General features: G+C 66.1%; 5 protein-coding genes. All 5 read right to left on the bottom strand.

Annotated features, from left to right (window positions below):
- Positions 1-4 precede the first annotated feature (4 nt).
- Entirely contained in the window at positions 5-1,513 is a 1,509-nt protein-coding gene (gene guaB / locus ACV7NQ_RS43905; RefSeq protein WP_463364882.1) for an IMP dehydrogenase, read from the bottom strand.
- A 154-nt stretch (positions 1,514-1,667) separates the two neighbouring features.
- Positions 1,668-3,470, bottom strand: a complete 1,803-nt coding sequence (asnB, locus tag ACV7NQ_RS43900; protein WP_463366041.1) for an asparagine synthase (glutamine-hydrolyzing) — start codon at positions 3,468-3,470, stop codon at positions 1,668-1,670.
- A 2-nt stretch (positions 3,471-3,472) separates the two neighbouring features.
- Positions 3,473-10,522 carry an amino acid adenylation domain-containing protein gene (locus ACV7NQ_RS43895; RefSeq protein ID WP_463364881.1) on the bottom strand — a complete coding sequence of 2,350 codons (7,050 nt, stop codon included), beginning with the start codon at positions 10,520-10,522 and terminating at the stop codon, positions 3,473-3,475.
- A 1-nt stretch (position 10,523) separates the two neighbouring features.
- On the bottom strand, positions 10,524-11,189 hold the full coding sequence (locus tag ACV7NQ_RS43890) for a DUF6875 domain-containing protein (RefSeq protein ID WP_463364880.1): 666 nt from the start codon (positions 11,187-11,189) through the stop codon (positions 10,524-10,526).
- Positions 11,186-12,151, bottom strand: a complete 966-nt coding sequence (locus ACV7NQ_RS43885) for a TauD/TfdA dioxygenase family protein (RefSeq protein ID WP_463364879.1) — start codon at positions 12,149-12,151, stop codon at positions 11,186-11,188. The genes ACV7NQ_RS43890 and ACV7NQ_RS43885 overlap by 4 nt, the downstream gene beginning before the upstream one ends.
- Positions 12,152-12,552: the final 401 nt, after the last annotated feature.

Raw genomic sequence — 12,552 nt, 5'->3', positions numbered from 1 at the left:
TGGGCTACGGCCGTGATGAATAGTTGGGGGCATCGGCGGTGATGGAGACATCGTGCGGGTGACTTTCGCGCATGCCCGCGGTAGTGATTCGCATGAGCTGGGCCTGCTGCAGTTCCGGGATCGTGCGTGTGCCGGCGAATCCCATTCCGGCGCGCAGGCCGCCGACAAGCTGGTGCAAAACATTCGGCAGGGGCCCGCGGAATGGTGTGCGTCCCTCGATGCCCTGGGGGACGAGTCGTTCCTCGGCGAGTACGTCGTCCTGGAAGTAGCGGTCCTTCGAGTAGGACTTGCCGCCCTCGCCACGTCCCTTCATCGCCGCCAGCGAGCCCATTCCGCGATAGACCTTGTACTGCTTGCTGCCGACCAGTTCTATGTCGCCGGTCGATTCGGCCGTGCCCGCGAGCAGGCTTCCCAGCATGACCGTACTTGCCCCTGCGGCAATCGCTTTCGCGATGTCGCCGGAGTATTGGATGCCGCCGTCGGCGATGACGGGGACTCCTGCTGGGCCGCATGCGGCGTATGCCTCGGCGATGGCAGTGATCTGTGGAACTCCGACACCGGCCACCACGCGTGTGGTGCAGATCGAGCCGGGACCGACGCCGACTTTGACGCCGTCGGCGCCCGCGTCGACCAGTGCTTGGGCTCCCGCGCGTGTGGCGACGTTGCCGCCGACGACGTCAACCTTGTCGCCGAATTCTTTTTTGAGCCGGGTGACCATATCGAGGACGTCGCGGTGATGCCCGTGTGCAGTGTCGACCATGATTACGTCGATGGCAGCGTCTGCCAATGCCATGGCCCGGTTGTAGCCATCCTCGCCCACACCGATCGCGGCACCGACCAGCAGACGGCCCTGGTCATCACGCACCGCGAGCGGGTAGTTATCACTTTTCACGAAGTCCTTGACCGTGCGCAGCCCGGCCAGCTTTCCCGCTTCGTCGACGATCGGCAGTTTCTCGACCTTGTTGGCGCGCATCATGGCCAACGCGTCGTCCGGAGTTACTCCAACGGGAGCGGTGATCAGGGGCGTCTTGGTCATAACTTCAGCGACGGGCCTGGACATGTCGCGTTCGAACCGCATATCGCGGTTGGTGATGATTCCGACGAGGAGTCCGGTCGCATCGACCACAGGCACACCGGAAATCCGAAACTTCGCGCACAAATCATCGACATGTTGCAGAGTCGCATCCGGCGCGCACGTGACAGGGTCGATGACCATTCCCGCCTCAGAGCGTTTCACGATCTCGACCTGTCCGGCCTGCTCCTCGACGGGCAGGTTGCGGTGCAGGACCCCGAGACCCCCGTGGCGGGCCATGGCGATAGCCATGCGGGCTTCGGTGACGGTGTCCATCGCCGCGGACACGATCGGCACACTCAGCACCACATTGCGCGAAACGCGCGTCGAGGTGTTGACCCCACTCGGAATGACATCTGAATCGGCGGGCACGAGCAGCACATCATCGAATGTCAGGCCGATCGGCAGATCGGACAGTGCTACCTCGACGCGGGTATTCATGCGGGTGACCAGCTCCTCAGCACGGAATTAGGGCGGAACGGTGGTGGGAGTCTAACAACGGCCCCTGACGTAGCTGGCCGAGGGTGATTCCGAAAGTCGCTGGAGCGGAGGGAAATAACTGCTCGCCAGTGAAAACTCACGACTGGTTCAGCGGTCATGCCGACCGGACCTGTCGATAGGCCGGGAAATTGAGTCGCTCATTCCATCGCCACATCGCCAAGACGAGCCACAGCAAATCCACCGGCCACGCCGCTAGATCGTCCGACGGCATGGTGAAGAGGGCATCGACAAGCGGGTCGGCACGAAGAGATTGCTCGTGCCGCCGAGCCAACGTGACCAGACTGCGGTGCAACGCGCCGAGCGCCGGGTAAGGGAAGACGGCTTTCGGCCGCGAGAGCACGGTGTCAGGAACAATCCCGTTCATGCTCGCGCGCAGGAGCATCTTGCCTTGCCGGGACCGGGGATGGACGTGGCGCTCGAATGCTGCGGCGAAGCACCATTCGACGACCGAGTGATCCAGGAACGGGAACCTCGCCTCGACGGTCATGCGCATGGCCAGGAAGTCCTCGAACTGGACAATCCTGGCCACTTGGGTTCCCACCAGGAAGCGGTGCGCGCGCTCGAGGGCTGTTCCCGGCTGGTTGTGCAAGACCTCCAGCACCGCGGCATCGGCGGTGCTGCGGTGGCGCAGTACGTCGCTGGACAGGCCGGGGGCTTGGCGGGAGGCGGGTAGTCGGCGGATCGGGGACTTGTCGGGGGATCTGACGTCGAGGATGTTGGCGATGAAGTTCGCCCGGCCGACATATCCGGCCATGGTCTCGTCCGCACCCTGACCATTGAGCACGACGCGCAGCCCCAGGTCGCGCACGGTGCGGTAGTTCGCCAGGATACTGACGTGGCGGACATCGTCATTGACGGCCGCGAGGTCACAGACGGTATCGATGTCGTCGAGGATGATCGTGTTCGGCCGCACGTGGATCCGGTGGTCGATATCAGCGTTGAGGTGCTCGATCAGGGTCCTGCTGTATCGCGCGTCCTCGTTCACTGTCGACGGCAGACCGGAGGCCGGATCTTGGTCGGCGTAGGCGATGGTCACCGCTGTGAGGGGGCCGTGGCGGGCGGCGAGCGCGGTGATCGCCGAGGAATCCAAGCCGCCGCTGAGGAAGGTAGCGACAGGCACGTCGGCAGCGAGCATTGCCTGCACGCTGTCTGCCAGCAGCTCCGATAGTTCCGCGGCGGATCCCTGCGCCTGCGGGTTCGTCTCGGGCAGCGACCAGTACGTGGTGGTGCTGGTCTTTCCGTCGGCGGTGACGGTTAGGTATGTCGCCGGCGGGACCGAGCGCACTCCGTCGAGTGCGGTGCGCCAGGGATCGACCTCGAGCGTTGATGAGCACAGCAGCCGATGGCGGATGGTGTCGAGGTCGGGCCGCCGGGGAACGCCCGCACAGTGCAGCAGCGCCTCGGCCTCAGAGGCGAACACGAACCAGGAGGGGCCGTGGTGGAAGTACAGCGGTTTGATGCCGAGCCGGTCACGCACGAGCGTCAGGCAGCGAGCCCGCTGGTCCCAGATGGCGAACGCGAACATGCCACGGAATCGCTGTAGTGCTGCGGGCCCCCACTTCTGCCAGGCGCGTACCACCACCTCGGTGTCGGTTTCGGACTCGAACACAAACTCCGCGCCCAGCTCACGGCGCAGGGCCCGGAAGTTGTACAGCTCGCCGTTGTAGGTGATGGTCAGGTGCGCTCGGGTCATCGGCTGGGTGCCGGCGTCGCCGAGTCCCACGATGCTGAGCCGCCGGTGCCCGAACATGACCGCATCGTCACACCAGAAGCCACCGGCGTCGGGGCCGCGGTGCGCCAACGCAGCGGTCATCCTCTCCACATCGGCCCGACCCGGGACCGGTCCGGCCGCGACGGTGTGGACGAGGGTTCCCGCGATGCCGCATCCGCTGTACATCCTCACTCGCTCCGTCCGTCGAGGAGATCGCTCAGTGCGTCGAGGCCGTCACCGGACATCATCGAGAAGTGGTCGCCGGGAACGACTTCCAGACGCACCTGGGTGCGGGTGTGCTCTCGCCACAACCCGACATCGACCAACCCTGCCGCGTCCGTGTCCTGGGACACGACCACGGTCACTGCCTCGACCTGGCCGACTGGGCGCCAGGTGGCCAGTGCCCTGTGGTTGGCCAGCAGAACACCGATCTGCCGTTCGAGCAGCGACCGATCCTCGATACCGAGGTCGGTTCCCGCAAGCCGCTGCACCAGTGCGGAAACCCGTTCGGGCTCAGCCAGTTCCGCCGTGCCCGCGACAGCGGACGCCACTTCGGTCGAGGTGATCCAGGGCATCAACCGGTCGAGCTGACCGGTGAGCGAGGCCGCATCGTCGGCCCGGTCCTGGGTGCTCGGAGGGTCGATCAGTGCCAGCGTGACCCGGTCGCCGCTGTCCTCGAACTGCCGGACCATGTCGAATGCCACGGCGGCGCCGAAGGACCATCCGGTGATCGTGTAGGGCCCGTAGGGTTGGATGCGGCGGATCCGCGCGCGGTACTCCTCGGCGAGTTCGGCCACGGTTGTGTTCGGGCGTGGTTCGGATTGGGGAAGCCCGATCCACCGCCACGGTGTGCCCGGCCGGGATGCCAACGGGTGCGCCCAACTGAGGGTGCCGTCTACCGGGTGCACGAGGAAATGGTTCGGCCGATCCGCACTGCCGCCGAGAGGCAAGGTCGCCGCGGTCTGCTCGATCGCATCGACCATCACATCCAGCACGGCCTCGGCGAACGGAGCCTCGACCCGAGCCGAGTCGAAAGCACATCGCACCACCATCGTCTGACCGGTGTCGACCACAGTGATATCCAACGGCGTCGGCAGCACGTTCGCCGACCCGATCCCGAACCCGGTCTCCACATCCACCGGCGTGAGAACGTCGGTGGGCAACGACGATGAGCGCTGACCGAGGTAGTTGAAGGTGATCGCGGGCTCGGCGATCCCACCCACCAGTCTGCCGAGCGCCGAGGCCGGCTCGAGGTAGCGGGCGACGCCATAGTGGGCGCCGTGGGCAGGAACATCGGCCAGGTGGCGCTCGACGTCGCGGGCTTCGTCGAGGAGTCCGCCGTGCTCGGCGACCGGCAGGAACACCGGATACAGCGCGGTCAGCCAGCCGACGATCTCCTCGGCACCGGGCAGATGGTCGCGGCCGTGCCCTTCCAGCAGCACATAGAGCGATTCCCCGGACGTGCGCTTCAGTCCGCGGGCCAGCGCGGCCAGCAGCACTGCTCGCGCGCCGGGCCCGCGCATCAGCGGCAGCTCACGCACCATCAACCGCCGAGCCAACGGGGACAACGTGCGCTCGGTGCGGCGCAGAGCGCCGAACGGAGACCGAGCGGCACTGTCGGCAGCGATGATCGGCGCAGACCTGTTCGCCAGCTCCTTCCAATAGGCGAGTTCGGTATCACTGGGCCGCAACGCGATTCGCTCCGGCACACCAGCGGCGACCGCGAGGAGGTCTGCGACCGCGGCACCGCCGCGGCGGCGGTGGTGGCTGGATTCGATATCGCGGACCAGGACGTCCCAGGAGACTGCGTCGACGATGAGATGGTGCAGCATCAGACACAGCCACCGTCGGCCCGACCACGCCTCGTTGCACAGCGCGATCCGCCACAGTCGGCCACCACGGATCGACACCTGTGCGCTCATCGAAGCCACATGAGCCCGCACCGATACCTCCACGCCACCGAAGTCGGAAAGGGCCACGAACTCAACGGCAGGCGCGGGCGCGACGTCGAGCAGCTCGGCCCGCCACTGATCACCGATCTCGGTGAACACCATGCGGAACGCGTCGTGGCGGGCAACGGTCGACTCGATCGCCGCCACCAGGTCGAGGTCACTGGTGCCGGGGTCGATCTCGAACAGCCGAACCTGCTGGAACTGGTCCGGATCGGCGAAGGCCTGGGCGAAGAACCAGCCTTGGATCCCCGACAGCGCCAGCGCGGTGCCACCGGATCGTCGCGGTCGGTCCGTCGCGGTCGGCTCGAACACAAGGTTCTCGCTGATAGCACGTATGGTGCGCGCGCGGACGACGGTTGGGACCGACAAGTTCAGTCCGTGCGAGCGGGCCATCGTTACGGCTCGGATCGCCAGCAGCGAGTCACCTCCGATGGCGAAGAAGTCGTCGTCGATGGTGATGTCCCGGCGTCCCAGCAGGGTCCGCCACAGGTCGAGCAATAAATCCTGTGTCGGGGCGCTGCTCTCGGCGTCCTCGGCCGCAGAGAGTGGTCCGGTCGGGATCGGCATGCGATTGCGATCGATCTTGCCGACACGGGTGCGGGGCAGCTCGTCGACGACCGCGTACACCGAGGGCACCATGTAGGCGGGCAGCCGGTCGCTCAGCCACCTCTGCAGTGCGGTGACAAGAGCGTGGTCGTGGCCTGGGGCGGCCACGAACGCCGCCAATTGCGCGGTTCCTGCCACTTCTTCGAGTGCGACGAACGCGGAGGTGACCGCGGGATGCTGGGTCAGGCAGCGGGTTACCTCGCCGGTCTCTATCCGGAAGCCGCGGACTTTGACCTGGTCGTCGAGGCGGCCGAGGATCTCGAATTCTCCGTCGGGGCGCACGCGGGCGGCGTCACCGGTCCGGTAGGCCCGCCCGCCAGCCATCGGCCCGATCGCGATCGGCGCGAATCGTTGGCAGGTCAGCTCCGGATGGCCGAAATAGCCGGCTGAGACTCCGGCGCCGCCGATGATCAACTCGCCGCGCGCGCCGATCGGTGCCAGCTGTCCGCGCGGATCCAGGACGAGCATCGAACTGTTCGCGACAGGACGGCCGATCGAGATCCGGTGTGCTCCGCTCGCCCGCTCAGCCGGATGCACTCGCGAAACCGAGGTCCAGACAGTTGCTTCGGTGGGCCCGTACTCGTTGTACAGGCCCACCTCGCCCAGGAGTTGCGCGTGGCGGGCCACCAGCTCGCTGGTGCATGGCTCACCGCCGACCGCGACGACTCTCAATGAAGTCGCCCAAGGGTTTTCGAAGCTGTCGAGGAACGCTGAGTAGAAGGAGGCGACGAAGTTCAGGTGCGTGACCCCATGGGTGTCGATCAGCGCTCGCAGCGCATCGGGATCCTGGTCGTCGGTGTCGTCATCGGGCAGGATGACCGTGCCGCCGAGCCACAACGTCCACAGCACCATCGAGGCCGCGACGTCGAAGATCGGCGGCAGCGTGACCAACGTCCGCGGTGGTGTCCAACCGAATTCGACGGTGCGCGCGTGGATGGCAGCGACCGCGTTGGCGTGCGTGGCCACCACCGCTTTCGGTGTCCCGGTCGACCCCGAGGTGAAGGTCAAATATGCGGGAGCGTTGGGTTGAATCGCCGGAAGCGCTGGCGCGATGGATGAGGCGGCGGCCCGGTCCGGGCAGATGACCGGCACACCGCAGCCCCGCAACGTCGCGACTGTCCCGGATGCGCACAGCACGGCGGCGGCCGCGCTGTTGTGCACCAGGGTCAACAGTCGCATCCGCGGTTGAGTGGGATCGACGGTGACATACGCCGTGCCGCGGCGAAGGACCGCGAGCCACGCGGCGACCAGTTCTACCGACTTGCCGTAGGCGACTGCGATGGTCGCGTCCGTGCCGAGCCCGAGCTGCGCGAGGACGGTTTCGAACCGGGCGACTCGTTCGTCGAGCTCTCGGTAAGTGATCTGCTGCGTTCCCTGGATCAGTGCGATCGCGTCCGGGGCGCGGGTTATGGCGTGGTCGACCCCGTCGGTGATCGAGGCGAATGCCGGTGTCGAATCCGGTCCGGACCCGGCGGTCAGAAGGCGGCGGGTCATCACCGGCCCGAGCAGATCGAGGGTATTGATCGGGGTATCCCAATGGTCGGTGATCGAGGCGACGATATGGGCGAACTGGCCAGCGTGCTCCTGGGCTGTCGCGGGGTCGAACAGGGCGCTGTTGTACTCCCACAGGATGTCGATCCCGACGCGCTGCGCCCCGTCCGGGCAGGAGACCAGCTCCGGTACGCATACGACGTTGACATCGTTTTTCGCCGAGCCGTTGTGGTCGATACGCAGCTCACCGCGCAGGTCATCGAGTTCGAAGCGCGGACGTGGGCTGTCGTGGAAGGCGAACATCAACCCGAACAACGCATTACGCGCGGGATCACGGACCAGATCCAGTGCCTCGACCAGGTCGACCAGCGGGAACTCCTGATTGTCCTGCGCACCGAGCAGCACCTGCATGACGCCGTGCACCACCGTGCCCACCGTGGCGGACTCCTCGACCCGCAACCGCAGCGGCAGCGCGTTGACGAACATACCGAGCATGCTCGCGGTCTCCACCTGCCGGCGGTTGGACAATGCCGAGCCGATCACCATGTCCGATTCGTTCGTGTGCCGCCACACCAGCAGCGCGAACGCGGACAAAAAGACCGCGAACCGCGTCATGCCGTGGCGCGCGCACGCCGCATCGATCGCCGACACCACGTCGTGGGTGAGGCCCACCCGGACACAACCTCCTTCGAAGGTCTGCACCGGCGGGCGAGGCCGGTCGGGTTCGAAGCTGACACCGACCGGCGGACACCCCTCGAGTGCGCTCACCCAGTACTGCTGCTGGCGGCGATAGTGATCGCTCTCGCGCCACCGGCCATACCAATGCGCGTAATCGCGGTACTGCACCAGCAACCCCGGCCGAGGGTTGGGCCGGGCGTGCTGTTCGACGTCGTAAGCGTCGCGGATCTCCGCGAGAAGCAACGTCGCCGACCAACCGTCGTGAACGAAGTGGTGCTCGACCTGGAACAACTGCCACCGCGTCCGCGACAGCCGGTACAGAGACCACCGCACCAGCGGCAGGGCCGCGATATCGAATCCGCTGCCCATCGCAACTTGCTTGTGCTCGGCCAGGGCGGAGCGCTGCGCCTGCTGCCCCATTGCGGAGAGGTCCACCTGCTCGATCCGGACCCGCCACGGGGCACGGACGCGTTGCACCGGTCCCTGTGGGCCGTCATGGAAGGTGCTGCGCAGGATCTCGTGGCGCTCAACGACGTCGGTCAGGGCCTGTTCGAGCAACTCGACGTCCAATACGCCGGTCAACTCCAGAGTGCACTGGGTAGTGTAGGCCAGCGCCGACGGCGCCAGGTGATGCAAGATCCAGATCTGGCGCTGCTGAGCACTGAGCGGGGCGGTGTCGCTATCACGGTCGGTCACCACCAGCGGCGGCCTGCCGATCGGTGCCGCGGAGCGCACATGGGTCGCGATCTCGCGCACGTCGGACGCGGCGAACAGCGCGCTCATCGGGATCTCGATATCGAAGCGGGCGCTGATCGCCGCCGAGAGCCGCACATGCGACAACGAGGTGAGACCGAACCCGCGCAGATCCGCATCGACAGGGATCACCTCAGCGCCAGCGACATCGGCCACCATCTCGACCAGGATCCGCTCGATCTCGTCGACGGGGGCCGCGGCCGCCCGAACAACCGGAGCGGTGGGCCGGGGAAGAATGGATTCGTCGATCTTGCCGTTCGCGGTGCGAGGCAGTGACGCCACGATCATCCACGCGGTGGGAATCATATAGTGCGGCAGCCGAGTCGCCAGGTGAGCCTGTGCGTGCTCTGCGGTCATGCCGCTGTCGCCGGCCGGGACCAGGTATCCCACCAGTGTCGCTTCGGCGCCCAGGTCGGCGCGCACGCTCACGTGTGCCTGTTCCACGCCGGGGTGGTTCATCAGCGCGGTCTCGATGTGGCCGGGCTCGACCCGGTTGCCGTGAATCTTGATCTGGCGATCGCCACGCCCGAGGAACATGAATTGGCCGTCGGCGGTGATCTCGACCAGATCACCGGTGCGGAAGGCCGATGTGCCGTCGGGCAGGACGATGAATCGTTCGGCGGTGAGCTCTGGTCGAGCCAGATAGCCGATCGCGACGTTCGAGCCGGTGATGGCCAGCTCGCCGGTAGCCCCCGACACGTTTGCGATTGCGGCGCCGGTGTCATCGAGCAGGGTGTAGCCGGTGTTGATCAGCGGTGTGCCGATGGTCAGCGCGAACCGCTGCCTGGATGTACCGGAATACACCAGTGCGTAGCTGGAGAACACGCACGCCTCGGTCGGCCCGTACTCGTTATAGAGCGAGGCATCCGGTAACAGCTGGGCGTGCCGGTCGATCAGCACCTCGCTCCAGCGTTCGCTGCCGATCATCACCGCCGTCAAAGCCGTCGGCGGATCAGCTGAAATCCGGTCCAGGAAAACCGGATACAGCGACGCCGCGTACACCAGATGGGTGATCCGCTCGCGGCGCACCAGCTCCACGGTGCTCGCGACATCGCTCAACGGCCTCGGGTTGACGATCAGGGTGCCGCCGCCGAGCAGCGCGTAGAACACGACTCCGGAAGCCACGTCGAAGGCGGTCGAGTGCAGCAGCGGAATCCGCTCGGGCCTGCCGTAGGCGAGCACGCGCGCCTGGGTGGAATTGAGCATCGACCGATGTGCGACGACGACGCCTTTCGGTGTCCCGGTCGATCCGGAGGTGAAGATGACGTAGACCGGGTCCTCGGAGTCCGGCTCGACCGGTGCCGGTGCCGGTGCCGGTGCCGGTGCCGGTGCCGCGTCGCCTGCTGCGGTGAGCTGGGCAACGGTCACCCAACGCGGCGACCCCGCATTGTCCTGGCCGATTCGATCAGCGCCGGATACGACCACCACCGGGCGTAGTTGATCAAGCAGTTCCTCGACATACTCATCCGGTGATGCCGGATCGATCGGCACATAGGTCATGCCCGCCGCGACCGCGCCGATCAACGTCGCAACGAACTCGGCCGACCGATCCAACAGCACCGCAACGACTCCCGAGTCCTGATCAGGCGCGGCAAGCACGGTCAAGCCACGCGCCACCGCGCCGGTCAGCTCGGCGAGCTCGCGGTAGGTCAGCGCGTCTTGGCCGCACTGGACCGCGATCCGGTCGCTGTTGCGCACCGCCGAAGTAGCGAAGGCAGTCCCCAGGTTCGAAGCGTGTTCAATCCCTGTCTCGTTCATGTCATCGCCTCATCGCTGTGAGGGTCTGCTGGACACGACCGACGAGACCTGCGGGGGCGTGTGCGCCGACGTGCTCGTGGTAGTAGCCGAGCAGCTCCTCGCGGTGCTCGCCGGGCTGGTCGAGGAACAGGATGTCGTGTGTCGTCAGCGCGCGGACCGCGAACATCGGCGCCGGGCATTGCATCACCGGAAACGATGGATTACGCACGCTGCCAACTGAACTGGCCTTGTGGAACTCACCCAGCATCAACCCGCGCCGCACGAAATCGGCTCGCACTCGCGCGTGGCCGGCGTCGATGAACTCCGCCGCAGCACCTGGGTCGATATCCGGGAAAACCGCCAGCAGCGCACCGCGCCTGAACGCGCCGGGCTCATCGAACAGTTCGCAGTACGCATCAGCCAGCTGCGGGACGGTCTCGACCGCCTCCTTCAGCGTCGCCCCGGCCGTCCGGACAGCGACCAGCCGAACCGAATTCTGGTCGATCGCCGGCGCCAGCCGCGGGCACACGGCCCCGGCGCGATGCAGCCGCGGATCCGGCTGGAGCACGAACTCACCAATCCAGCCGAGCACGGCCTGGTACTGCGGGAATTGCTCGAAAAGCGTGTACGCGTTCGCGATGTCAGTGAGCGAACCTTGTGCGAACGGGTCGTAGTCGAGGATGCTCACCGGTCCACGCTCCCGAACGGCCGACCGGTCACCGCGTAGGAGGAAACCCCATCGGGCCCGATAGGTATGTCGCCGACGATGGTGACGCGATGCAGGATCCGTGATCCGTCGGCGGCGTCCACATCGGCTGCGGCGATATGCGCGGTCGAACGGTTGTCCCAGAACGCGACAGTGCCTGGCGCCCACCGCAATCGGACGGTGTACTCGGGGCGGGTGATCTGCTCGTACAGGAGATCGAGCAACCGTCGGCTCTCGACGCGGCTCATACCGAGGATGTGGCTGGTCCGTGACGGCGACACGAACAGCACCTTTTCGTCGGTCTCGGGGTGCACGCGAACAACTGGGTGAACCGAAACCATCGCCTTCGCGTTCACCATCTCCACGATCGAGTGGTCCACCTGGTCGTGTTCCGACATCTGATAGCCCGCCCAGAAGGTGTGCTCGGCGCGCAGGTCATCGACTAGTCGCCGCATCGGCACCGACAACCCCTCATACGCGGCGGCCAGGTTCGTCCACTGGGTGTCACCACCGAAGTCGGGCGCGGTCTCCGCGCGCAGGATGGAGGCCATCGGAGGGTTGATCGCATGGGTCATATCGGTGTGCCACCCACCGAGCGCCGAGACCCACCGGCTGCGGTAGTGCGCCTCGATATCGCGCCCATACCGTTCGATATCGATCGTCGGAGAAATCGTGCAGATCTCCGGGAACTCGTCCAGGTCCCCGCCGCTCTGCGGTCGCGGACGAGATGTCAACTCCCCGAAGTGCTTCCCGAAGGCCACATGCTCGGCGTGGCCGATCTTCTGGTCGTGGAAGAACACCACCTTGTGTGCCAGTAGCGCATCACGTATCTCGGCGACCGTTTCAGCATCAAGGGGCGCCGACAGGTCGACACCGTTGATGTCGGCACCGATGTGACCGGCCACCCGGGCCACGCTGATGCGCTGATAGGCCTTCTGATTCATGGGGACACCCTCCGTGTTCGATCGACACGACCCGCGCCGCGATATGACCAGCACGTCGAAAGACCACGAAGCGCTCCGGCGCTGGTGCTGTTCATGCCGACATGTCCGGCGATGCGAGGAACAGCGTTGCGCGCGTAGATGTTTCGACTCAGGGGTGTGCCCTCGGGTGCTCGGTCGACGCACGACCGCGCCGCGAATATGATGTTTGACGGCGCAGCGAAACCCTATGGGCCCCAAGCGCCTTCAGCTGAATAGAACTGCCACCTTTGAGTGAACCCGCCAGCAGTAGGGAACCGGAACCGGCTGTACGCATGAACGTCGTGAAGGTTGACGACAACCCGTGAAGTTCGTGAACTTGCTGTCGAACCGGGCTTCGCCAGGCCGCGCGGCGATACTGTCAA

It is taken from the genome of Nocardia sp. Tas62D01, from assembly GCF_055232035.1.
Note: the sequence above shows the minus strand (reverse complement) of the source record. Positions and strands in the feature narration are given on the sequence as shown.

What these genes read in the sequence shown, in the direction of transcription:
- guaB (WP_463364882.1), bottom strand. Translation starts at nt 1,513, where the DNA reads ATGAATACCCGCGTCGAGGTAGCACTGTCCGATCTGCCGATCGGCCTG.
- asnB (WP_463366041.1), bottom strand. Translation starts at nt 3,470, where the DNA reads ATGTACAGCGGATGCGGCATCGCGGGAACCCTCGTCCACACCGTCGCG.
- ACV7NQ_RS43895 (WP_463364881.1), bottom strand. Translation starts at nt 10,522, where the DNA reads ATGAACGAGACAGGGATTGAACACGCTTCGAACCTGGGGACTGCCTTC.
- ACV7NQ_RS43885 (WP_463364879.1), bottom strand. Translation starts at nt 12,151, where the DNA reads ATGAATCAGAAGGCCTATCAGCGCATCAGCGTGGCCCGGGTGGCCGGT.